The following is a 23,092-nucleotide window of genomic DNA, read 5'->3' on the forward strand; positions in this document are numbered from 1 at the left end:
CTGGGCACGCCGTAGAAAAAAGCCACCGGCGTCCGACGGACGTCGATGGCATCTCAAATTTTCGATTCCCCGTATACGAAGCGCTCGAGGACGTTCGTCTTCTCCTCGTTCCATTCCCCCGAATTGTCGAAGCGGAGCACCGAGCCTTCGGGCAGGTTCCAGCGGACGTCCCTGCGCGCGAGGGACCGGCTGAACTGCTCCCAGTGGCGGAGCTTCCATTCGTCCGTCGCCAGCTCCCGACTCTGAATGCGCTCCCGGTACTTCTCCTCGTTCTCCAGGTAGACGTAGACGACCTTGACCTCGACCCCGGCCGCCGCCTCCCCGAGCGCCGCGAGCTCCCGTTCGAGCCAATCCGGATCGGCCGTCTCTTGAGTGAACGGTCCGATCAGATAGGCGTCCATTCCGAGACGGACGTTCTCCGCCGCCGCGTTCATCGTGATCCGGTAGCCGAGATCCCGGCACAGCTCCTTGTAGGCCGGCGAATCCCGGTCGTCCGGATCGAGCCCGGCGACCTTCATGATCGCCTCGGCCGCCGGACGCAGCAGCGTGTCCATGTCCAGGAACGCGGCGGGCCGCCGGCGGACGAGCGCCATGGCGGCGGTCGTTTTGCCCGCTCCCGCGGCCCCTATGAAAAACACCATTTTCGGCAAACTCGGCCCTCTCCTCTCTTCGCGCATCTCCTTCTTCGCCGTTCCGGCTGCGGATTCGTCCCCTATTCTACCACGAACCCGAATCCGTCCGCGACCGCCGCCCCTTCCCGCTCCACTTCCCATCCGTCCCGGAATCTGATAGGATACTGTCAAATATCGCGCCAAGCGCATGGAGACGGGAATTATGGCATTCGGCATAACGAGAGACGAACTGAACCGTTGGAAAAGCGCGGTGTCGAGAGGCGAGATCGCGTTCCTCACCCACTACTGGCTCGACCCCCGGTTCCCGGGCTGCACCACCGTCACCAAGGTCGGCTGCGCCGATAAGGGCCGGCTTGCCGCCTGGTGCCGCGAGAACGGCTTGAATCCCCGGTACATTCACGACCGGGACGCCTTCCCCCACTTCGATCTGATCGGCTCGAAGCAAGCCGAGATTCTGCGCAAGGAAGGGTTGACCGATCACCTGGAGAGATTCCGTCTCGAATAGCCTCCCTCCCCGCCTCCGTACCCGCCTCCCCACATAATTCGGCCGCCGCCGGGCCACAATACGTGTGGTTTCAATCTTTTTCCAGCAAGGGTGCGTGAGGCTCGAATGGAATCCGGCGGCAAAATCTCCTTTCTGCAGGCATGCATGATCCTGCTGCTGATGAACGGGCTGACGAACCACGTCATCGTGAATCCCCTTCTGCTGGACGCGGCCGGAAGGGACTCCTGGATCTCCGTGCTCTGCACGGGCTTCGCGCTTCTTCCCTGGTGCGCCATTCTCGCACTGCTCATGCGGCGATCGGGCCAGCGCAAGCTTCAGCCTTGGCTGGCGGAGAGAACGCATCCCGCGATCTCCTGGATCCTGCTGTTCCCCGTCTGCCTTCAGCTCTATCTGATCGGCGGAATGACCGTCATCCATACGTCCACCTGGACGATCACCAATTATCTTCCCGCGAGCCCCAAGATCCTTCTGATCCTGACGCTGACGGTTCTATGCGCCTTGTGCGCCGTATGGGGGCTTCGGGTCATTGCCGTCACTTCCGGTCTTCTGCTTCCCTTCGTCATTCTGCTCGGCTTCTTCGTGGCAATCTCCAACGGGCCGGAGAAAAACTTCCAGCTGCTCAAGCCGTTCGTCGAACGCGGCTGGACGCCCGTACTGGACGGGATGGTGTTCGCGGGCGGCGGATTCGTCGAGCTTATCGTGCTGATCCTGATGCAGCATCGCCTCAAGACTCGGGTGCGGCCATGGCAGCTCATGCTGTTCGGCTTGATCTCCCTCTATATCATGATTGGACCCGTCATCGGCGCGATCACGGAATTCGGCCCGAAGGAAGCGGCCAAGCAGCTCGAGTCCCCTTACGAGCAATGGCGGCTCGTCAAGCTGGGACCGTACGTCGAGCACGTCGACTTTTTCTCCATCTACCAGTGGCTGTCGGGCGCCAGCGTCCGCGTCAGTCTGGCGCTCTTCCTGCTGGCCGAGCTGCTGCCGTTCCGCCGGGCCGGACGCCGGGCCTGGTTCATCGTCGCCGTCGCGGCCAGTTACGTGATCGGCGCGATGATCCCGATCAACGAGTACGACTTCTACCTATGGATGTACCGGATCTACTTCCCGTACTCCCTCCTTGTCGCATCCTGCATCTCGCTCGTCTGGTTCGTCGTCTCCCTGATCAAGAAGCCGCTTCCCCGCAAGGAGGAGATCGCATGAGCGCGCAGACGGGAATCCCGCTGGCCTGGTCGGAGGAGAGATTCCGCGAGACGTTCGCCCGCTGCGCCGACGTTCATATCCAGAGCAGCCGGTTCGCAGAATCGGAGGGCGGCTCGGTTACGTTCGTGTACGTCGAAGGACTCGTCATCGGCACCCATCTCAGTCTCGTCGTCATTCCCGAATTGCGCCGCCTGTTCCGGGAAGAACCCGGCGTCCAGCGAAGGATCGAGCTGCTGTCGGGCAGCCTTCCGCTTATTCGGATGAAGGACGGGGCGACGACCGAAGAGATCGCCGAATCGATCTTCCAGGGAGACCTGCTGATCCTGTTCGACGACAGCGCGTCCCTGTACCGGATGAGCATGGACTTCCGCCCCGCGAGGCAGCCCGACGAATCGAGCACCGAGATCTCGATCAAAGGTCCGCGGGACGGGTTCATCGAGGACATCAACACGAACGTGGCCCTGCTTCGCAAGAGGGTACGCAGCCAATCGCTGTGCTACGAGACGACGATGATCGGGCGAAGGACGAAGACGAAGATCGGCTTGCTCTACTTCGAGGACCTTCTCGACCCGAAGGTGCTGAAGACCGTCCGTTCGCGGCTTGGGAGCATCGATATCGACGGCCTCTACAGCATCAACCAGCTGGAAGAGATGCTGGGCGATTCGCGGCACTCCCTTCTGCCGCTGATGGACTTCACGGGCCGTCCGGATTTCGCGCTCAGCTGCTTGTTGGCGGGGAGATTCGTCTTGTTCGTCGACGGCAACCCGTTCGCGCTGATCGGTCCCGCGGGACTGTCGCTTATCCTCAAGTCTCCCGAGGACGTCCATTTCAATTACGCCTACGTCAGCTTCTCCCGCATCGTCCGGGCGGTCAGCCTGTTCTTCTCGATCTTCCTGCCCGGCATCTGGGTCGCCTTGATGGCGTTCCATCAGGATCAGATCCCGTTCCGGATGATGGCGACGATCTCGGTCTCGCGGCTCGGGCTTCCGTTGTCGGCCCAGATGGAGATGTTCGTCCTGCTTATGCTGCTCGAGATCTTCCGCGAAGCCGGCGTCCGCCTTCCCAGCAACATCGGCCAGACGCTCGCTTCCATCGGAGGACTGATCATCGGCGACGCCGCCATCCGGGCGGGTCTCGTCTCTCCGTCGGTCGTCGTCGTCGGCGCGATCACGGCCGTCAGCGGGGTGACGCTCGTCAATCAGTCGCTGAGCACGATCATCAGCGTGTTCCGTTTCTTTTTCTTCTTCATGGGATCGTTCCTCGGCATCTACGGGCTGATTCTCGGCATTATCCTGCTGGCGGCGTACATGTCCCGTCTGAAGTCGTTCGGGATGCCGTACATGGCGCCGTGGTCGCCGCCGAACGCGAGAGAGATGATCCGCTCCTATATTCGATTGCCATGGAGCCTGATGAGAAGAAGGCCGAAGGCGATTCATCCGACCGATCCGGACCGTCAAGGGGACGACGGGCGATGAAGGCATTCCGCATCGGCTTCGCCGCTCTTCTTCTCCTTCTGCTTCCCGGCTGCTGGAATTCGAAGGATATTCAGAACATGGCTTACATTACGGCGATCGGGCTCGATTACGAAGGGGGCAAATACACCGCGTACGTGCAGGTGTTGAACTTCAATAACGTCGCCCGCGTGGAGAGCATGGAAGTCGGCAAGGAGATTCCGGTCTGGGTCGGCTCCGGCACCGGGACGTCGATCGCGGAAGCGCTCGGCTCGCTGAACGCCACGTCGCAGCTGAGAATCTTCTGGGGGCACGTCAAGGCGATCGTCTGCACGGAGAGAATGATGAAGATGGGCATGAGGGAAGCCTATAACGCCATCAACCGCTATCGGGAGATCCGATATAACATTCTCGTCTACGGGACGAAGGAGAAGCTGACGGACATCCTGACGCAGCAATCGCTTCTGAACCTGTCGCCGCTGGATACGATCATGTTCACGCCGGGACAGCTCTATTCGCAGAGATCCTCGATTCTGCCGATCTACGGGAATCAGTTCATCCGGCAGGTTAACGAGCCGGGTGAAGCCGCCATGCTGCCCTCGATCGGCATCGATCGCGGCCATTGGCGGGAAGACAAGGCCGGCCGCGCGATGTTCCGGATTACCGGCGCTTACTTCTTCGACGGGGCGAAAATGAAAACGTGGATGTCCGAGGAAGAGCTGCTCGGCGCCCGGTGGACGCAGCGCAAGCTGGTCCGCACGCACGTGAACGTCCCGAACCGCGGCAAGCCGGCGGCGACCGTCGTTCTCATCAAGCCGCGGTATTCGGTGAACCCCGTCGTCCAAGGGAAGGACGTCAAGTTCGACGTCCAAGTGAAGGTGCAGGGGTATCTCGACGAATTGCTGCAGGATGCCGCCATCTCTCGGATCGAGAAGGAGACGGCCGCGGTCGTCGAGAGCGAGCTCCGGGCGACTTACGGCTTCGGCGTGGACAAAGGCTGCGACGTCTTGAAGCTGGGCGAGGTACTCTACCGGAATGACCCCCGCCTCTTCCGCGAGCTTCATCGCGACGGAGCGTTCTTCCTGAAGCGCAGCAGTCTCCGGGACATCGAGGTCAAGGTGCGGTTGACGAACACCGGGAAGTACAAAGGGAGAACGGGATAGAGGCGGCGAGCCGCGAGCTTGGCGTTGATCGGGCCTCGGCTTGCGGCAGCCGAACCAGGCTTGCGGCAGCCGAACCAGGCTCGCGGCAACGAATCGGCCCGCGGCCCCGACTCGGCTGCCCCGCTATACGGCCAGTTCCCGCAGGAAGCCCCCGATTCGTTCCAGCGCCTCGTGAAGCTGGCCGACCGACGTCGCGTAGCAGCAGCGGACGAAGCCCTCTCCCCCTTCGCCGAACACGTTGCCCGGAACGGCGACGACCTTCCCTTCGTTCAGCAGCCTCTCGGCGAACCGCTCGGAACTAAGGCCGGTTGGCGCGATCGAAGGGAACACGTAGAACGAGCCGAGAGGCTCGCGGCACGGAAGCCCGAGCTCCCGGAACCCCTGCACCATCAGCTGTCGGCGCTGATTGTAGGACTCGACCATATAGTCCTTCTCCTCCTGCCCGTGGCGGAGGGATTCGATCGCCGCGATCTGGCCGAGCGTCGGAGCGCACATGATCGTGTATTGATGGATCTTCAGCATCGCGGCGATCAGGTCCCGGTGGCCGCAGACGTAGCCGACGCGCCAGCCGGTCATCGCGAACGCCTTGGAGAAGCCGCTGACGAGCAGCGTCCGCTCCTTCATGCCGGGAAGCGAGGCGATGCTGACGTGCTTGCTCCCGTAAGTCAGCTCGGCGTAGATCTCGTCCGAGATGACGACCAGATTGTGGTCGCGCGCGACCTTGGCGATGGGAACCCAGTCCTCGTACGTCATGATCGCGCCGGTCGGATTGTTCGGGTAACAGAGAATGAGGACCTTCGTGCGCGGCGTGATTTTCTTCAGCAGGGCTTCGGCCGTCAGCTTGAATTCGTTCGCCGCGGTCGTCTCGACGGGGACGGGCTTGCCGCCGCCGAGCGACGTAATCGGCGAATACGAGATATAGCACGGGACCGGAACGAGAATCTCGTCTCCCGGGCTGACGACGGCTCTCAGGGCGAGATCGATCGATTCGCTGCTCCCGACGGTGACGAGCACCTCGTTCGACGGCTCGTAGTCCAGCCGGAAGCTCTCGCTTAAGTAACGGGCGATCTCTTCCCTCAGCTCGAGCAGCCCCGCATTCGGCGTGTAGGACGTCTTCCCGGCCTCCAACGCGCGAATGCAAGCTTCCCGCACGCGTGCCGGAGTCGCGAAGTCCGGTTCGCCCACTCCCAGCGAGATAATGTCCTTCTTCCCGTCGATCAGCTCGAAGAACTTGCGAATGCCCGAAGGCTGCATATCCCGGACGACCGGCGAGACCAAATCCTTGACCGTCTGCGTAACCATCTTCCATTCCCCCTGTTAGGTTCGATAAAACGCAAAAAAACCCGTCCCATCAGGGACGAGTCTCATAACCCGTGTTACCACCCTCGTTCCGCCCGAATCGGGCGGCACTCCGTACACGTATCCAACAATACGCGTTCCCTTTAACGCTGGAATTGCGGCGCAACCTACTGGAATTCAGCGCGCTTCTCGGAGGGGGCGTTCGGTTATCGCCTGAACGTCGGGTCTCAGCGGCTCCCGACTCTCTGTTGGATCAGACGGCTAACGTACTCTTCCTCTTCATCGAATTTATGCCATCGATATGAAATTAACTGTAATTATAATCACGGCGTCCTTCGGTTGCAAGGGGAATTGACAAGATTGGCGATTCGCCGATCAGGCGACAGGGGGCGAGACAGGTCATCGCCCCCCTCCGCTTCGGTCTCCCGGTCTGTCTCCCGTCCGGTCGTTCCGGGGATAGAGCTTGACGGGCTGCGATCTCTTGTGCAGCAGGAGCTCGGAGACGGTTACCATCCGATAGCCTCTGTTGCGGAGCTCGGGCAGAATTTGGCCGAGCGCGGCCACCGTCTGGTTGGCGCCGCCGACATGGTCGTGCAGCAGCACGATATCTCCGTTGCGGGCGTTGTTCAGCACCTTGCGGACGATCTTCCCGACTCCCGGAGAGATCCAGTCCCGCGTATCCTGATGCCAGGACCACAGGATCAGCGTATACCCCTGTTCCTTCGCGACCTGGACGACCGTGTCGTTGTAGAACCCGCCGGGCGGCCGGAACCATCGGCACTTCCGGCCCGTCAGCTCCGTCAACGTATTCGACGTCTTCTCCAGCTCGCCGGCGATCGCCGATGCGCTGACTTTGCGGTTGAAGTACATATGGCTGTACGTATGGTTGGCGATCTCGTGCCCTTCCAGCGCTTCCCGCTTCACGACTTCGGGGAATCGCTCGGCCCTTCTGCCCACGACGAAGAACGTCGCCTTCGCGTCGTACTTCGCCAGCAGGTCCAGAATCTGCAGCGTCGTCGTCGCGTCCGGACCGTCGTCGAAGGTCAAGGCGATCAGCTTCTCGTCCGTCGGCACCTCCCACACGATCTCTCCCCGGGATTCGTAATACTCCCTCGTGTTCGCGACCGGCTGGCCCGTGAACCCGCACAGCGTCAGCAAGCAGGCGGCGACAAGCGTTAGCCGCGCGATTCCGTGTCCCACATTTATCCACTCCCGGCAATCCAATCTTGAGGTAGTATGGTTCGCCGGGAGGGCAATTATGACGAGAGGGGGCCCGCCTAGGCCGCCTCATCGCCGATTCATCCGCTTGTCATCGTCCTGTCCATCTGCTCGAGGGCGTCCTGTATCGCATCGATGTAATCCTCCTCGGGGTGCGACGCGCAATACGCATGGGCCCCGAGCACCGCTCCGATGATCGCGCCGGCTAAGGCGAGAACGGACAAATCCCCGCGATCCTTGCCGGTCCGCTCGGCGATCAGTCCCGCGATGAGATTCAGCGTCTCGGACATCTGGCTCATATTGGCGGCGCGCAGCTCGGGAACCGAATAGATCAGCTCCATCCGCTCGCGGACCGCCCGTCTGGCCTCGGGCGGAATTCGCGCAGAGCCTTCCCGGACGGTCTGCAAGAAGGCCTGAATCGGGCTCATCCCGGGCGGCTGACGACTGTACAGCTCGATCAGCATCGGGTCGAACTCGTCCTCGATAACAAGCGCTTCCTTCGTCGGGAAGTATCGGAACATCGTGCTCGGCGACACCTCCGACGCGTCCGCGATCTGTTCGATCGTCGTCGCCTGATACCCCTGCTCCCGGAACAATCGCATCGCGTTCGCTTGAATGACCGCCCGGGTCTTGGCCTTCTTCTTCTCCCGCAGCCCGGTCTTGGGTGAGTCGGTTGCTGTCACTCGATCGCCTCCGGTAAACTCTCGTTCCTTCAAGTTTAACCCGAAGAACGGGCCTCGGGCAACGTCAGGCGCCGAGCCGTCCCGCTTCCCCGCCGCGGGAGGAGGAGCTGCCCCGAGGCAGATACAGCAGCGCGAGAACGACGCCGATCGCGGAGATTCCTCCGCAGATCCAGAGCAAGATGTCCATCCCGCCCGAGAAGGCGCGGTTCACGTTCGCGATCAGCGACTCCGAACCGAGCCGATGCGCCGCCGCCGCACCCGCGGCCACGCTCTGCCTGACCGCGTTCGCTGCCTCCGCGGGAACGCCGTCCAATTGCAGCTTCGACCGATAGGCTCCGTTCATGGCGGCTCCGAGCAGGGCGACGCCCAGCGAGCCGCCGACTTGGCGCAGCGCCATGATCAGAGCCGACCCGACCCCGCTCCGTTCGGCGGACAGCTCGCCGAGCGCGGCATCCATCGACGTCGGAAGCGCGAACCCGAGGCCCAGCCCGGAGACGATCAGCCACGACGCCATGAAGCCGTAGCCGGTGTCCGCTCCGGTGCCCGTTCCGATGAGGAAGCCGGCAGCCAGAACGGCGAATCCGGCCGCGGCGATCGACTTGGCCCCGAAGCGGGGAAGCAGGGATTGGGCGGCCTTGGCTCCGACGATCAAGCCGCCGATCAACGGGAGAAGGCGCAGGCCGGAGCCGAGAGTATCCGCGCCCAGAATGGCCTGGAAGTATTGGGGGACGGCGAAGATCAAGCCGAACAGGGCGAAGGAGACGACCGTGGCGAGCAAGGTTCCCCAGGTGAAGCTCGCGGATCGGAACAAGGACAAGTCGATAAGAGGCTCGGACGTCCTCCGCTCCCAGAGAACGAACACGGCGAGCAGCACCGCTCCGGCCGCCATCGTCGCGAGCGCCGTCGGATCGGACCAGCTGTGCTCGCCCGTCCGGATGACGCCGTAGGTCAGACTCACGAGCCCAACGCTCGACGTCAGAATGCCGAGCACGTCGAGACGGCGCTTCGCTTCGCTTCTCGACTCCGGGAGCAGCCATCCGATGGCGGCGATCGCGACCGCGACGAGCGGAAGGTTAAGCAGGAAGACCGAGCCCCAGTCGTAATGCTTCAGCAGCCAGCCTCCGACGATCGGTCCGAGCGGGATGCCGAGCATATTCGCCATCGCCCAGATCATCATCGCCTTCGTTCTCTCCGGCCCTTGGAACAGCACGGGCAGAATCGACATCGACAGCGGCAGGACGAACGCCGCCCCTAAGCCGAGGAAGGCCCGAGCGACGACCAGCGCCGATGCCGAGCCGGAGAAGGCGCAGGCCGCGGAGGCGGCTCCGAACAGAACGAGCGCCGCAAGCAGGAATCTCTTGCGGCCGAAGCGGTCGCCCAGCATGCCGGCCGGCAGCAGGATCGCCGCCAGCACCAGGTTGTAGGAATCGACGATCCACTGCAGCGAGCTCGTAGACGCGTTCAGATCGGTCGCCAGAGTCGGCAGCGCGACGTTCAGAATCGTCATGTCCAGGGCGATCGCGAGCAGCCCGAAGGAGAGCGCGCCCAGAATCCACCATTTGCGGTTGCCATTCGCTTGCATCGTACTATCATCCACCTTTCGATCGGTCCTTCTGGACCCATAGTGGAAGTTTAATTCTTTTGATAGTCACTGTCAATTTAAACTTAATTTCATTTTTTTTCGATCTCGAACGAACCGTGCGGTTCTCATCAAACCTCCAACTCCCCCCTCGTCTTCAAAAAGAAAAAAGCCGAGAACCAAGACATGGTCTCGGTTCGTCGACTTTTTTGTAGATCGCCCAAACGTACATGAGGCCCTACAGCGTGTCGTCTCTAAAACAAGATAGACGGCCTATCCAACAAGGCTCCGATCCTACTCCATCTATTTGCTTACTTTGCGACCGCCATCGTAACCCCAGCGCCAAAACTCGGAGCCGTACGAGCTAATAAACCTATCTAGAAATTGCGTAAAATTGCAGTTCAAATCATAAAAAAATCATCGCCGATAGGAACGATGGCATACATGCCTCTGCTCGGATCCGCTTCATCCGTATGAATCAGAATTTGCGTCTGTCCTCCGCTGCGTCGGCCTACGATAAGCATCTGCGGAGGATAAAAATCAAACATCTCTCGTATCGTTAAAATTGATTCGACATCGTGAAGCTCCGACTCGCAGCTTCCGCTGTACTCATTGAAAGATAGGCCGTCGTATGCCGCAAAAATCGGATATAATCGTCGGGAAGGCGCCCGTTTATACGCGTTCTCAGCTATTCGATTTGAGAATCGGCCGCTTTCTCTTTGAATGCAAAACCATAGTTTCTCAATAGACCGTTCGCGTACATTTTTCCATGCGGATGGATGCGGTTGCTTGCTGCAAGTCAATTCAAAATGTCGTCAACTTCAAGTTCGCCCGAGCCGCGGAACTCTTCTCGATCGACTTGTCCGTTCACAATCGTGGCCCTCCCCTCCCGCGGCCGGATCTTCTAAGGCTAGAAGAGACTGGCTTCGCCGGTCGCGCCGCCGATATAAGAACGATCCCCGAGGCCGTTGCGGCCCCGAGGACAGCCCCTTCGCGCGATAGGCCTATACGCAAGACAAGGCTCACCCTCGCCTCAGGATTCGATCCCCAAATACGGCTCGACGATGGCGCGTACCCGCTCCAGACCTTCCCACATGTCCCCGGGTCCGTCGTAGATAAGCACCGCCGGCCCGTCGTACCCGGATGCCTTCACGGCGTCGAGGCACCGGAGCAGCTCCTCCTCGTCGGGAATCCCGTTCTCGTCATAGATCGGCTTGACGTGAACCGACGCGCTCCGGGGCAGAATAAGCCCGAATTCCCCGTACTTCGACGGCGGCTCGAAGTTGCCGAAGTCCGTAATCATCCCGATCCCGGGATTCAGCCGGCCGAGCAGCTTCTCGCAGCTTCTTCCCGTCGAGGTCAGCGCCTTGAAGTTCTCGGTGACGACCCGGACCCCGAGCGCATCGGCGAATCGGCCGAGCTCGTTCAATTCTCGCGCGGACAGGCCGATCGCCGCCTCGTCGTCCGGCTCGGCCTCTCCGGCGATAATCCGAATCCGCTTGGCCCCGGCCTCGGCCGCGACGGAGATCCACTTCTTCGCCAGCTCGGCGTCCGCGCGCCTGCGGGTCTCGTCCGCCGACGTGAGATCTCCGTAATCGAGCAGCAGCGTGTCGAACGAGACGGCCGCCGAAGCGAACGCCTCCCGAAGCCGGCTCAAGTACTCTTGCTCCGTAGACGGGAAGTGGAAATGGCAGATCTCCACGGCGCGATATCCGCGCCGCGCCGCCTCCGCCGGCAGCTCGAGCAGCGTCAGCTCCTCGGGCTGCTCCTGCACCGCCGTCTTGTGCTGCCGGGTCTCTTCCTCCCAATACGTCCAACGAAGAGGACCGAGCAATCGATGCAAACTCCAAGTGCTGACCGATAGATAAGACATCTTCTCATCTCCTGACCGATTCTGGTATGGAACGCACCCCGGACTGCGGCCTCTTCGGTGTTGGAATCGTTCTCATTCGAGGTTGCGAGCGAACGTCAACCCATATTATAGTATAGGTTGAACGATTCGGAACACCGCCGAGAGGATCAATTCCATTGGCAGAGAGAGCAGGGAACCGTCTTGAATTCATCCTTCGTCCGGAACTGGGAGCGCAAGCGCGCCCTCGGCAAAAAGAACTACGTCATGCGATACGGCCTGCTGCTGATCGGCATGGGCTGCGTCGTTCTGTTCTCCGTCCTCGAGCTGGCGAACAACGGAGAAATCCACTACCCCTATCTGCTCGGCCGTTTGCTGATCTTCCCTACACTCGGAGCGATGATCTCCGGGATGAGATGGGAAGGCAACGAGCGCAAATACGCCAAGCTGACGGGCCGAAGCTCCTAGTCCCGCCTAGCGAAGAAGACCGCCGCGCGCCTCATGGCGCCGGCGGTCTTCCCGTTCGGCTCAAGGGAGCCGTCTCTCGTACTTGCTGAATTCCCCGTGAGGATTGACCGCGGCGCCCGCGTATGCATACCCCATTTTCCGGTAGAACGAATTCAGGACCGGATTCGACGCGATGCAGTCGAGCCGGATTCTCTCCTTCCCCGGGAAGCGGATGCCCGATTCGGCCCAGCCGAGAATGGCTTCTCCGAGCCCTTGGCCCGAATAGGCGCGGTTGACGGCCAGCCGGTGCAGATAGATCGAGCTCTCGTGCCCCTCGTCTCCCCACAGCTCCCGGTCCCATTCGCTCGGTTCCCTCAGCAGCATGACCATCCCCGCGACCTCGCCTCCGTTCTTGAACAGGAAGACGTTCCCCCGGCGGATCGCCTCCGGCGTCTGATGCGAGTCTTCGCCGTACAGCAGTCCTTGCCATTGGGTCGAGCCGCGGCTCTGCAGCCACTTCGCGACGCCGACGAGCAATTCCGTCACCTGGGGAATATCGCCGGGGACGGCTTGAGCCGACGTCAGATCGGCAACAATCCGCTTCTGAACGATCTCGTAATCGGACATTTCGCGCCTCCTAGCGTTCGTTCTAACCTACGCACGGTTAGGTTAACACGCGAAGAGGAGGACAGACAAGCTTACCCAGGCCTCTGCGAACGAGCTCGCCCGCAAGGAGTCTGGGGATTGTTCGTCGCTTCGGTCTCGACAGCTTCCGGCGACAGGCCCCTACGGTCGATCCCGGAGCCTTCGTCACACGCGCTCGGCCAGTCGCCGCTCGACTGCGTACCGATTCTCCGGAATCGGCAGCCCGAGATGGCCTCTTAGCGTGTCGCTCTCGTACTCTTCGCGGAACAAGCCGCGCCTGCGCAGAATCGGCAGCACTTCGTCGACGAAGTCGCCCAATCCGCCGGGAACGCCCGGTCCGACGATGAAGCCGTCCGCCGCGCCTTGCTCGAACCAGGCCTGAATCCGGTCGGCGACCTGCTCCGGCGCGCCGATGAACGCTCCCCTCGGCGTCGTGACCCGAAGCGCGGTCTCTCGCAGCGTCCAGCCGTTCTCCTTCGCTTCGCGCTTGATCTTGTCCGTCGTGCTCCGGAAGCTGTTCCGGCCGAGTTCCCCGAGCTCCGGAAACGGTTCGTCCAGCGGATATCGCGAGAAGTCGTGATGTTCGAAAAAGCGGCCGAGATAATCGAGCGCGTTGTCCACGGAGACGAGCTCGGCGGCTTCCCGGTAGCGGCGCTCCGCTTCCTCTTCCGTTCCGCCGACAATCGGGCCGATGCCCGGGAAGATCAGCACCCGCTCCGGATCGCGGCCCGCTTCCTTCACCCTTCTTTTGACATCGGCATAATAGCTTCTCGCTTCTTCGAACGTCTCTCCGTTCGTGAAGATGGCGTCGGCCACCTTGGCGGCGAAGCTTCGCCCGTCCTCCGAAGCGCCGGCCTGGAAGATGACCGGCTGACCCTGCCTCGAGCGGGCGATATTGAGCGGCCCCTGCACCGAGAAGAACTCCCCCTTGTGGTTCAGCCGGTGGAGCTTGGCCGGATCGAAGAAGACGCCGGACTCCTTGTCGCGGATGAACGCGTCGTCTTCCCAGGAGTCCCACAGCCCCTTCGTCACTTCCAGGTATTCGTTCGCGATCCGGTAGCGAAGCGCATGGTTCGGATGCTCGGCCTTGGAGTAGTTGAGCGCCGAGCCTTCGAGCGGCGACGTGACGACGTTCCAGCCCGCGCGCCCGCCGCTGATATGGTCGAGCGAACCGAATTGCCTCGCCACCGTGAACGGTTCGCTGTACGACGTCGACAGCGTGCCGACGACGCCGATGCGCGACGTGACCGCCGCCAGCGCCGACAGAATCGTGATCGGCTCGAAGCGGTTCAGGAAGTGCGGGATCGACTTCTCGTTGATATACAGGCCGTCCGCGATGAACAGGAAGTCGAACTTGCCCTCTTCGGCTTTGAGAGCCTGACTCTTGTAATAGGGAAAATTGACGCTGGCGTCCGAAGGCGCTTCGGGATGCCTCCAGGAAGCCATATTGCCTCCCGCCCCGTGCAGCGCCGCCCCGAATCTCAATTGTCTCCTCGCGTTGCCCATGCTTGTCTCCGCCTTTCTTTTCTCAAGTAAACGCGTACCGAATGCTTATTTTAAATCCCATTCATTAACGTTGTTAAACATTCCGATATTGAGCGGCTTGCCGACGAGCACGTCCTTGGACACCGCCTGGATTCGCTTCTCCGAATAGATGCTGAGCGTCGGAAGATCGTCGTGGAGAATGGCCTGCAATTCGTTGTAGATGCCGCGGCGCTTCGCCGGATCGGCTTCGACGGCGCCTTGCTTGATCAGTTCGTCCGCCTTCGGGTTGGCGTAATGGATGAAGTTGCTCTTGTTGTCGCTCTGGAACAGGGAGAAGTAGAGACTCGGCTCGATATAGTAGTCGCGGTTGAAGATCGTCAGGTCGTAGTCGCCCTTCTTCACCTTCTGCGCGAGGGTCCCGAAGTCGTACTTCTGAACCTCGATTTTGAATCCGGCGTCCTTCAGGTTCTGGGTCAGAATGTCGGCCGCTTGCTCGCGAATCTTGTTGCCGGACGGCACGAGGAAGCGAATCGTCTTCTTCGCGTCCCAGCCGGATTCCCGAAGCAGCGACTTCGCCTTCTCCGGATCGTAGGAATAGAGCGGAATATCCTTGTTGTAGTACGGATTATCGCTCGGCACGCTGCCGTCGATGACCTCCCCTTGCCCCTTCAGAAGCTGCTCGACGATGAGCTCGCGGTTCAAGGCGTAAGCGACGGCCTGTCGAACCTTAACGTCATTAAATACCTTGTTGTTGAAAAAAAGCTCGGCCGGTTCCGAAGGACCGCTGGAATCGACGTTGACGTTCGGAAGAGCCTTGACCTTCTCGTAATCCGAGATCGGAATGAGTCCGACCGGCAGCGAATTGAGCTGAATGTCTCCGGTCTGAAGCTGGGCGACCAGATTGGCGGCGGGCAGCACCTTCACGAAGATTTTGCCGAGCTTGGCGACGGGTCTGTAATAGTTCTCGTTGCGCACGACTTCCGCGTATTGGTCCTTGGCGAACGCGGCGAACTTGAACGGCCCGATCGTCACCTCCGGCTTCTGGAAGTACGGGTGGGTGGCGAGTTGCTCGGGAGGGACGTCCTTCAGCACGTGCTCCGGCAGGAAGTATACCTTGGTCGCGAACGTCTCTTTGAAGATGTTCGGGTCGATCGGCGTCTTCGTCTTCACCTCGAACGTATGGTCGTCCACGATCTTCAGGCCGGAGATGTCCGTCTGCCCTTCCTCCAGCTTGCCCGCGTCGTTCAAGCCTTCGATGAAGCTCAGCCGGAACGAGGTCTCGACCTTCGGATTCAGCGCCGTCTTCAGCGTGAAGAGGACGTCCTTCGTCGTGAACGGCTGTCCGTCGTTCCACTTGGCGTTCGCGTTCAGCTTGACGACGTAAGTCTGCTTGTCTTGCGTCTCGACGGAATCCGCCAGCTTGGGCAGGAATTCGAACTTGGAGTCGATATCGAGCAGGGCGTCGTTCAGCAGAGCCTGGACGTTCTTGGATGCGGAATCCCCTTGGTCGTTGATCTGATTAAGCGTAATCGGCGAGTTGACGATGCCGATCGTAACGGCCTTCTCCTTGGCCGCGCCGCCAGGCCGGTCGGACGAAGAAGCGGAGGCGTCCGCGTTCGGCGCATTCGGAGAGGCCTGTGAGGACGCCTCGGACAGGCTTGGGGAAGGCGAAGCGTTGTTGCCGCTTTGGCCGCATGCCGCCAGAAGAACGATCAGCGGGACCAATAGCGAGGCCATAACAAGGCGAGACGACGATATCAATTCGGATTCCTCCCTGCATCTTTTTTTTTCGGACGGACGCTAATCGCTCCGGCCTCTTATTGCTTCGGATCCAACGCGTCCCTCAGTCCGTCTCCCACGAAGTTGATCGCGAGCACCGTGACGAGCAGCATCGATCCCGCAGGCACCCAGAGCCAAGGCTGTTCGGTCAGGACGGTCAACGACTGCGCGTCCGTCAGCATGTTCCCCCAGCTTGCCGTCGGGGGCTGGACCCCCATGCCGAGGAAGCTGAGCCCCGCTTCGCTCACGATCGCGGACGCGACGCCGAACGTCGCGTTGACGATAATCGGCCCGAGCGCGTTCGGCAGGATATGGCCGAAGAGGATGCGCGGCGTACCGAGCCCGAGCGCGACGCCGGCCCGGACGTAATCGAGCCGCTTGATCGACAGCACGCTGCTTCGCACGAGCCGGGCGACGGCCGGCCACGAGAACAGCGCCAGCACCCAGATAAGCGTCGACAGTCCGGCGCCCAGCGCGCTTACGACGACGAGGATAACCATCAGGAACGGGAACGCCATGAACATGTCGGTAATCCGCATAACGGCCGAGTCCAGCCAACCGCCCGCATAGCCGCTAATAAGTCCGACCAGCGTCCCGAACGTCATGTAGAGGGCGACCGTAGAGAAGCCGACCAGCAGCGACACCCGGGAAGCGGCGATCAGCCGGCTCAGCACGTCCCTTCCGACCGGGTCCGTCCCGAGCCAGTGGTCGGCCGACGGGGCGGCGGAGAACGACGCGGTCACGGCGTACGGCGAATGCGGGGTCAGGTACGGCGCGAGAATCGCCGTCAGGATGAGCAGCGCGGTGACGATCAGACCCGCCACGGCGAGGCGGTGCCGCGCGAACCGCCGCCAGATGGTTCTTGCGCCGCTCTCCGGCGCGGACGAATCCGCCGCGACTCCCGTTATCGCCTTCGGCCGAACGGCGGCTCCGCCGCCGGCGCCGGTGCTTGCGTTCATCGTATCGCCTCCTTATTCGTCAGGCATCGTACCGGACTCTCGGATCCGCCGCCGAATACAGCAGATCGACGAGCAGATTGGTCGCGAGAACGACCGCCGCGGCCACGAGGTTGAGCGCCATGAGCGTCGGATAATCCCGCGACAGAATCGATTGCATGGCGAGCTGCCCGATGCCGGGCCACTGGAAGATCTGCTCGATCAGAATGCTGCCCCCGAGCAGCAGCGGAATCTCCGACCCGAACACGGTGAGGATCGGCAGCAGCGCATTGCGCAGGGCGTGCCTGTAGATCACGGCGAATTCGCGCGCTCCCTTCGCCCTCGCCGTCCGCAAGTAATCCTGCTTCAGCACGTCGAGCATGCTCGCCCGAACGTAGCGGATCTTCTTCCCGACGATCGCGACGGCGAGCACGGTGGCGGGGAGCAGAAGATGCAGGAGCGTGTCGCCCAGCCCTCCTCCCCCGTTCAAATCGCGCATTCCTCCCGGGGGCAGCCAGCCCAGCTTCAGCGCGAACACGTAGATCAACCCCAGTCCGAGAAAAAAAGGAGGGATCGAAGTCCCGACGAACGACAAGCCGGTCATCAGGTAGTCGAACCGGGTATTGCGTCTTGTGGCGCTGAAAATACCCACCGGCAGCGCTACGAGAAGTCCCGCGAACAGCGCGGCGAACGCCAGCAGCAGCGTCGGACCGATTCTCTCTCCGATCAGATGCGAGACCGGCGCGTAAGAGCTGAAGGAATAGCCGAGCTGTCCGTGCGCAAGGCCCTGCAGCCATTTGAAATATTGGACGTACGCGGGACTATGGAGCCCGAGCATCTGCTTCTTCGCTTCGATCAGCTCGGGCGGCGTGTTCGGATCGATGAGCATCTCGACCGGATTGCCGGGAGCCAGCTTCATGATGACAAAATTAATGACGGTAATGCCCAGCAGAACCGGAATCGCGATCAGCAGCCTTCGGAGCAGATAAGGGAACATGGGACGTGGCTTCCTCCCTGCCGCGCGATCTCAGTCGAGCGGATAATGGCAAGCGACCGCGTGACGGCCTCCCGCGAGCGGCGGCTCCTCTTCGCGGCACTTCCGCGACGCGTAAGGGCAGCGCGGATGGAACCGGCAGCCCGGCGGCGGGTTCGCGGGGCTTGGAGGGTCGCCCGCCGGCAGCGTTCGGTCCCGTTCGCGAAGCCGCGGGTCGGAGACCGGATTCGAGTTCCAGAGCAGCCGCGTATAGGGGTGCAGGGGCCGCCCGATCAGGTCCTCCTTGGGTCCGATCTCTACGATCTTGCCCAAGTACATGACCGCGACCCGCGAGCTCAGGTAGCTCACGGCGCCGAGCCCGTGCGCGATGAACAGGCAGGTCAGCTTCAGCTCCTCCTGCAAGTCCTTCAGCAGATTGAGGATCTGCGCCTGAACCGACACGTCGAGCGCCGATACCGGCTCGTCGCACACGATCAGCTCCGGCTCCAGCGAGAGCGCCCGGGCGATGCCGATCCGCTGCCGCTGTCCGCCCGAGAATTCGTGCGGGTAACGGTCCAGCGCGGTCTTCGGAAGGCCGACCCATTCCAGAAGGCGCCCGACGCGGGATTGGACGCTTCTCCGATCCGCCAATCCATGCGCGATCGGCGGTTCCGCGAGGAGGTCGCGGACCGTCTTCCTCGGATTGAGAGAAGCGAACGGGTCTTGGAAAATCATCTGCATCCGGGGACGAAGAGGCCTCATCCGCCTCTGCGAGTAAGAGGCGATCTCTTCGCCTCCGAGATAGATTCGGCCTTCGCGGGACGGTTCCAGTCGGAGAATCGTTCGTCCGAGCGTCGATTTGCCGCAGCCGGATTCGCCGACGATCCCCATCGTCTCCCCGCGGTAGACGTCCAGGCTGACTCCGTCGACCGCCCGGACGAAGCCGGCGGCGCGTCCGAACGTCCCGCGGCGTAGCGGATAATAGGTTTTCAAATTCTCGACCCGCAGCAGAGGCGCTTCCGGCAGCTCCGTTCGATTCGTCGCTTGAATGTTAGGGTTCATCATAAGCCTCCTCCGACGGACGCGACCGTCGCGTCCGTCGCCGGAAGACGTTCTCGAACCGCCCAGCAGCGCGCTTTATGTCCGCCCGCTCGTACCGGCTCGAGCGGGGGCTCTTCCTCCCGGCATCGCCGGTCCGCCTGCGGGCATCGGTCGTGGAACCGGCATCCGGCCGGCATCGCCGCCGGCGACGGCACGGAGCCCGGAATCGGAACGAGCCGTTGTCCCCGGACCGCGTCCGGCGAAGGAACGGATCGCATCAAGCCTTGGGTATATGGATGCAGCGGGTTCTCGAACAGGGAGAACACGTCCGCCTCCTCCACGATCCGGCCGGCGTACAGGACCGCGACCCGGTCCGCCATCTCCGCCACGACGCCAAGGTCGTGGGTGATCAGGACGATGGCGGCGCCGCTCCTCTCGCGGAATCGCTTCATCAGCTCCAGTATTTGCGCCTGGATCGTCACGTCGAGCGCGGTCGTCGGTTCGTCGGCGATGAGCAGCTTCGGCTCGCTCGCCAGCGCCATGGCGATCACGACTCGCTGGCGCATCCCTCCGGACAAGGAATGCGGATACTCGCCCAAGACGGCTTCGGGCCTCGGGATGCCGACGCTGCGCAGCAGCTCGGCCGCGACTCTTCTCGCCTCCTTCCGGCTCCGCTTCGAATGCAGACGAATCGCTTCGATCAGCTGGCTCCCGACGGACAGCACGGGGTTAAGCGCCGTCATCGGCTCCTGGAAGATCATCGCGACCTCCTTGCCGCGGAAGCTTCGCAGCTCGGCTCCCGTCTTGGATACGAGATCCTCCCCGTTCAGCCGCACGCTTCCTCCGCTGATCCGGCCGCCTTCGCCCAGCAGCCGCAGGATCGCGAGAGCGGCCGCGCTTTTGCCGCTTCCCGATTCTCCGACAATGCACATCGTCTCACCCGGATTTAAGGCGATACGAATCCCGTCGACCGGAGTGATCTCCCCTCCTTCCGTCCGGAACGAGACGCTCAGCTCTTCGACTTCCAGCAGATAAGCCATCCCGGCTTCCTCCTCTCGGCGCTCGCATCAAGTCGGCACGGGCGGCGCGGCCTCGGCCGGGATGCCCGGCGAGTACTTCGTTCCCCCGCGCCGCCTGTCGAATTCTTCCCGGGCTCTCGCGAGAGCTTCTCCGTCCCCGGCGATCAGCTCATAGGCGGCCGACGCGAGCAGCTTCGACGCGTAATGCATGCCCTTGAGCCCGATCGCCGAGCCGAACGAAGCGGTCGCCTGCCACGTATGCAGCTGCACGCCGACCGGAGCGCAGGTCGTCGTCACCGCGCCGACCGGCGCGATCCACGAGACGTCGCCGAGATCGGTGGAGCCGCCGCCGACGGGCGGCCCGGAGGGGCGGAAGACGCAGGCCCCCGTCGGCAGCCGGGTGCCGGAAGGGACGCCGAGCGATTCGTAGAACCGCCGGGACTCTTCCAGAGCGTAAGGTTCCAGCGAATCCGTCAGCTCCTTCGCCCACCGCTCTTCCTCCTCCGAGAACGAGAGCTCCCCCGCCGCATGCCTCTGTTCCAGCAGCAGCCGATTCAGAGTATCGTTCGGAAGGACATCCCAAGCGGCCGCCTTGATCTCCCATTCGACCCCGGTCTCCGTCATGAGGGCCGCCCCTTGGGCGATCTGGACGAGCCGCCGGAGCAGCTCGTCCGCTTGGGGCGATTCGCCCCGCGCAGATAATACCAGACGCTCGCCCGATCCGGGACGATGTTCGGAGCGACGCCGCCGCTCGTAATCGTATAGTGGATTCTCGCCCCCTCCGGAACATGCTCGCGCAGATAGTTGGCCGCGACGTTCGTCAGCTCCACCGCGTCCAGCGCGCTCCGGCCGAGATGCGGGGAGACGCCCGCGTGCGCCGCCTTCCCGGCGAACCGGAACTCCGCCGACGTGAGCGCCGACGTACTCGACGTCAGCGCCAAATTCGCCGAACCGGGATGCCACGTCAAGGCGGCGTCCAGATCGTCGAAGACGCCGTCGCGGGCCATGAACGTCTTCCCGGACAGCACTTCCTCCGCCGGGCAGCCGTAATAACGGATAGTCCCGCTACCGCCCTTCGCGGCGAGCCGGAGGCTGGCGGCGACCGCGATGGCGGCCGCGACCCCGGCCGTGCCGAGCAGGTTGTGCCCGCAGCCGTGACCCGGCGCAGCGTCGAATTCGCCTTCGCCGATCGGCGCTCTCGTCGCGGCTACGCGCTGGGACAAGCCCGGCAGCGCGTCGAATTCGCCGAGAATGCCGATGACCGGGCTCCCGGAGCCGAATTCGGCGACGAACGCCGTCGGAATTCCGCCCACGCCCGCGCGGATCCGGAAGCCCGCAGCCGCAAGCGCTTCGATCTGCCTTCGCGACGCGTGCTTCTCCCGGTAAGCCGTCTCCGGGTTGGCCCAAATATCCAGCGCCATCCTCTCGAACTCCGGTTTATGCTCATCGATCCATCTCACCATTCCGCGTACTCCCATGCCGCCCTTCGTCTCCTCCTCGCCGCTTATCCTTCGGCCGGAACCCGCGCGAACGCTTCGGCGAGCAGCTCGTACGAACGCAGCCTCTTGGCGGAGTCCTGGACCATCGTCGTGACGATCAGCTCCTCGATCCCGTAGCGTGATGCGAACGCCAGCAGCTTCTCCCGCACCGTTCCCGGAGAACCGTGGTGAATGATCGGGTCCTGAATCTCCAGCTCATAAGGCTCGCCCGACTCCTTGCCGTACTGCTCCGCCTGCTCGACCGATCCGAGATTGACGGATCGCCCGCTCTCCAGCCGCACCTTGACGATCTTATGCTCGGTCCGCAGCGATGCCGCTTCCTCGTCCGTGCCGGCGACGATCGCGTACACGCCGACGATCAGCCGCGGCTTCGCGCCGCCTTCCCCGTTGAACTTCCCGTAATAGGCCCTCACGGATTTCTCGAACGTCTCCTCGCTGCTATTGATGAACTGCGCGAACACGTATGACAGCCCGAGCTTCGCCGCCAGCTCCGCGCTCGATTCGCTGCCTCCGAGCAGATGCAGCTCGGGCGCGGCCGGAGGAACCGGATACGCCTTCAGTCCGGCGAACGGATGGTCGTCCGGGAGCGCGTCGTCGACATAGCGCTTCAGCTCCGCGATTTTCTCGTCCAGGGACAGCGCTCCTTCCCCGAAGCCTTGCTGCAGCGCCTTCGTCGAGCGGTGCAAGCCGCCGGGCGCCCTTCCGACGCCCAGATCGACGCGCCCGGGAGCGAGAGTCGCCAGCACGTTGAAGTTCTCGGCCACCTTGAGCGGGCTGTAATGCTGCAGCATGACGCCGCCCGACCCGATCCGGATTCGCTCCGTCCGCGCCAGCAAGTAGGAGATCAGCACTTCGGGCGAAGTGCCGGCGACGAAGCTGCCCGTATCGTGGTGCTCGGACACCCAGAAGCGGTGATACCCCCACTGCTCCGCCTTGCGGGCGAGCTCGAGCGTATGGCCGAACGCCTCGCGGGCGGTCTCTCCTTTGAATATCGGACTTTGATCCAGTATGCTCAGCTTCACGCTCATCCCGATTCCCTCCATCTCTCCGCGTCGGTCCGGCCGGCCGCTCTCGGCGTCGTCTGCGGCGTCAGCAAATGTTTGCGCATCAGCACCATCGTTCCGTCGTCTTCGGTCTCGACTTCGTATATGCGCTCGTACCCCCGCCGCTCGTACATCGGAACGAGCCAGGGATGCCGTAGCGCCGTGCCCAGCGTGACGGCCGGAGCCTTCCACGTATCGCGGACGACGCTCTCCTCTACCCAGGTCAGCAGCCGGGCGCCGTGCCCTTGGCCTTTGTACGCGGGTTCGACGGCGAACTTCATGATGAACGGAAGATCGGTGATCTCCTTCAGCGGCTCCGGCGTCTCGGATACCGTCACCGTCGCGACGATCGCCCCGTCCTTCTCGAGGACGCAGCATTCGTGGCTGGCGATATTGTCGCGAATCATGGCCAAGTCCGCCGTCGCCGCCGGGAACTTGATCCCTAATCGGCGAATCGGCTCGTACGCCCTCAGGATCACGCCAAGCAGCTCGTCGGCATCGTCCAGGGTCGCCCTGCGGAATCGATCGCCCATCCTCTCACCTCGCAACGAATCGAATAAAATACTATATTTCCAATCGTTTAGATCGGATTTTATCCCATTCTACCACCGCGGTTCGGCAAATCCTTATAAAGGAATTCGATG

At 62.4% G+C, this 23,092-nt stretch carries 22 protein-coding genes and 1 other annotated feature; of the genes, 5 read left to right on the forward strand and 17 right to left on the reverse strand.

The window, feature by feature from the left end; all coding sequences use genetic code 11:
* Positions 1 to 53: 53 nt before the first annotated feature.
* Positions 54 to 650: an AAA family ATPase gene (locus H7B90_RS26505; RefSeq protein ID WP_185138913.1), complete on the reverse strand. Its 597-nt coding sequence runs from the start codon at positions 648 to 650 to the stop codon at positions 54 to 56.
* Between the two features lie 184 nt (positions 651 to 834).
* Here H7B90_RS26505 and H7B90_RS26510 point away from each other — a divergent pair, with 184 nt between their 5' ends.
* The 4 genes from H7B90_RS26510 (at position 835) to H7B90_RS26525 (ending at position 4,954) form a co-directional block, all read left to right on the forward strand.
* A complete protein-coding gene (locus H7B90_RS26510; protein WP_185138914.1) occupies positions 835 to 1,137 on the forward strand; it encodes a hypothetical protein in 303 nt (100 codons plus the stop codon).
* A gap of 105 nt (positions 1,138 to 1,242) precedes the next feature.
* Entirely contained in the window at positions 1,243 to 2,340 is a 1,098-nt protein-coding gene (locus tag H7B90_RS26515) for an endospore germination permease (protein ID WP_185138915.1), read from the forward strand.
* Positions 2,337 to 3,815 carry a spore germination protein gene (locus tag H7B90_RS26520; protein WP_185138916.1) on the forward strand — a complete coding sequence of 493 codons (1,479 nt, stop codon included), beginning with the start codon at positions 2,337 to 2,339 and terminating at the stop codon, positions 3,813 to 3,815. Before H7B90_RS26515 ends, H7B90_RS26520 begins: the two co-directional genes overlap by 4 nt.
* Positions 3,812 to 4,954 (forward strand): Ger(x)C family spore germination protein, encoded by a 1,143-nt coding sequence (locus H7B90_RS26525; RefSeq protein WP_185138917.1) that lies wholly within the window; start codon positions 3,812 to 3,814, stop codon positions 4,952 to 4,954. The genes H7B90_RS26520 and H7B90_RS26525 overlap by 4 nt, the downstream gene beginning before the upstream one ends.
* Before the next feature lie 123 nt (positions 4,955 to 5,077).
* Here the strand turns inward: H7B90_RS26525 and H7B90_RS26530 are convergent, their stop codons facing one another.
* From H7B90_RS26530 to H7B90_RS26550, 5 genes are all read right to left on the reverse strand, one after another.
* Positions 5,078 to 6,256 carry an aminotransferase class I/II-fold pyridoxal phosphate-dependent enzyme gene (locus tag H7B90_RS26530; protein WP_185138918.1) on the reverse strand — a complete coding sequence of 393 codons (1,179 nt, stop codon included), beginning with the start codon at positions 6,254 to 6,256 and terminating at the stop codon, positions 5,078 to 5,080.
* A 48-nt stretch (positions 6,257 to 6,304) separates the two neighbouring features.
* Positions 6,305 to 6,545 (reverse strand) — a binding site (T-box leader).
* 107 nt (positions 6,546 to 6,652) lie between these two features.
* Positions 6,653 to 7,453, reverse strand: coding sequence for a polysaccharide deacetylase family protein (locus H7B90_RS26535; protein ID WP_185138919.1), 801 nt, complete (start codon positions 7,451 to 7,453; stop codon positions 6,653 to 6,655).
* A 98-nt stretch (positions 7,454 to 7,551) separates the two neighbouring features.
* The gene (locus tag H7B90_RS26540) at positions 7,552 to 8,154 is read right to left on the reverse strand and encodes an acyl-CoA-like ligand-binding transcription factor (protein ID WP_311772819.1); all 603 of its coding nucleotides are present in this window, start codon (positions 8,152 to 8,154) and stop codon (positions 7,552 to 7,554) included.
* Between the two features lie 64 nt (positions 8,155 to 8,218).
* Positions 8,219 to 9,736: a DHA2 family efflux MFS transporter permease subunit gene (locus H7B90_RS26545; RefSeq protein ID WP_185138920.1), complete on the reverse strand. Its 1,518-nt coding sequence runs from the start codon at positions 9,734 to 9,736 to the stop codon at positions 8,219 to 8,221.
* Positions 9,737 to 10,766: 1,030 nt separating this feature from the next.
* Complete coding sequence (locus H7B90_RS26550) at positions 10,767 to 11,606, reverse strand: sugar phosphate isomerase/epimerase family protein (protein WP_185138921.1); 840 nt, start codon at positions 11,604 to 11,606, stop codon at positions 10,767 to 10,769.
* Between the two features lie 180 nt (positions 11,607 to 11,786).
* On the opposite strand from H7B90_RS26550, the gene H7B90_RS26555 reads away from it, so the two are divergent.
* On the forward strand, positions 11,787 to 12,050 hold the full coding sequence (locus H7B90_RS26555) for a hypothetical protein (RefSeq protein WP_185138922.1): 264 nt from the start codon (positions 11,787 to 11,789) through the stop codon (positions 12,048 to 12,050).
* Between the two features lie 60 nt (positions 12,051 to 12,110).
* On the opposite strand, the gene H7B90_RS26560 is transcribed toward H7B90_RS26555, so the two are convergent.
* From H7B90_RS26560 to H7B90_RS26605, 11 genes are all read right to left on the reverse strand, one after another.
* A complete protein-coding gene (locus H7B90_RS26560) occupies positions 12,111 to 12,656 on the reverse strand; it encodes a GNAT family N-acetyltransferase (protein ID WP_185138923.1) in 546 nt (181 codons plus the stop codon).
* Positions 12,657 to 12,839: 183 nt separating this feature from the next.
* Positions 12,840 to 14,180, reverse strand: a complete 1,341-nt coding sequence (locus H7B90_RS26565) for an LLM class flavin-dependent oxidoreductase (RefSeq protein ID WP_185138924.1) — start codon at positions 14,178 to 14,180, stop codon at positions 12,840 to 12,842.
* 45 nt (positions 14,181 to 14,225) lie between these two features.
* Positions 14,226 to 15,920 (reverse strand): ABC transporter substrate-binding protein, encoded by a 1,695-nt coding sequence (locus tag H7B90_RS26570; RefSeq protein ID WP_260411239.1) that lies wholly within the window; start codon positions 15,918 to 15,920, stop codon positions 14,226 to 14,228.
* Positions 15,921 to 15,976: 56 nt separating this feature from the next.
* Positions 15,977 to 16,897 carry an oligopeptide ABC transporter permease gene (opp4C, locus tag H7B90_RS26575; RefSeq protein ID WP_185138925.1) on the reverse strand — a complete coding sequence of 307 codons (921 nt, stop codon included), beginning with the start codon at positions 16,895 to 16,897 and terminating at the stop codon, positions 15,977 to 15,979.
* Between the two features lie 19 nt (positions 16,898 to 16,916).
* Positions 16,917 to 17,870 (reverse strand): ABC transporter permease, encoded by a 954-nt coding sequence (locus H7B90_RS26580; RefSeq protein WP_185138926.1) that lies wholly within the window; start codon positions 17,868 to 17,870, stop codon positions 16,917 to 16,919.
* A gap of 30 nt (positions 17,871 to 17,900) precedes the next feature.
* On the reverse strand, positions 17,901 to 18,911 hold the full coding sequence (locus H7B90_RS26585; RefSeq protein ID WP_185138927.1) for an ABC transporter ATP-binding protein: 1,011 nt from the start codon (positions 18,909 to 18,911) through the stop codon (positions 17,901 to 17,903).
* Positions 18,908 to 19,927: an ABC transporter ATP-binding protein gene (locus tag H7B90_RS26590; protein WP_185138928.1), complete on the reverse strand. Its 1,020-nt coding sequence runs from the start codon at positions 19,925 to 19,927 to the stop codon at positions 18,908 to 18,910. Before H7B90_RS26590 ends, H7B90_RS26585 begins: the two co-directional genes overlap by 4 nt.
* 27 nt (positions 19,928 to 19,954) lie before the next feature.
* Positions 19,955 to 20,530, reverse strand: coding sequence for a zinc-binding metallopeptidase family protein (locus H7B90_RS33195; protein ID WP_260411240.1), 576 nt, complete (start codon positions 20,528 to 20,530; stop codon positions 19,955 to 19,957).
* A complete protein-coding gene (locus tag H7B90_RS33200; protein WP_260411241.1) occupies positions 20,527 to 21,384 on the reverse strand; it encodes an amidohydrolase in 858 nt (285 codons plus the stop codon). Before H7B90_RS33200 ends, H7B90_RS33195 begins: the two co-directional genes overlap by 4 nt.
* Before the next feature lie 26 nt (positions 21,385 to 21,410).
* Positions 21,411 to 22,433, reverse strand: coding sequence for an LLM class flavin-dependent oxidoreductase (locus H7B90_RS26600; protein ID WP_185138929.1), 1,023 nt, complete (start codon positions 22,431 to 22,433; stop codon positions 21,411 to 21,413).
* The gene (locus H7B90_RS26605; protein WP_185138930.1) at positions 22,430 to 22,981 is read right to left on the reverse strand and encodes a GNAT family N-acetyltransferase; all 552 of its coding nucleotides are present in this window, start codon (positions 22,979 to 22,981) and stop codon (positions 22,430 to 22,432) included. Before H7B90_RS26605 ends, H7B90_RS26600 begins: the two co-directional genes overlap by 4 nt.
* Positions 22,982 to 23,092: the final 111 nt, after the last annotated feature.

Source organism: Cohnella xylanilytica, assembly GCF_014212175.1.
Classification (GTDB): Bacteria; Bacillota; Bacilli; order Paenibacillales; family Paenibacillaceae; genus Cohnella; species Cohnella xylanilytica.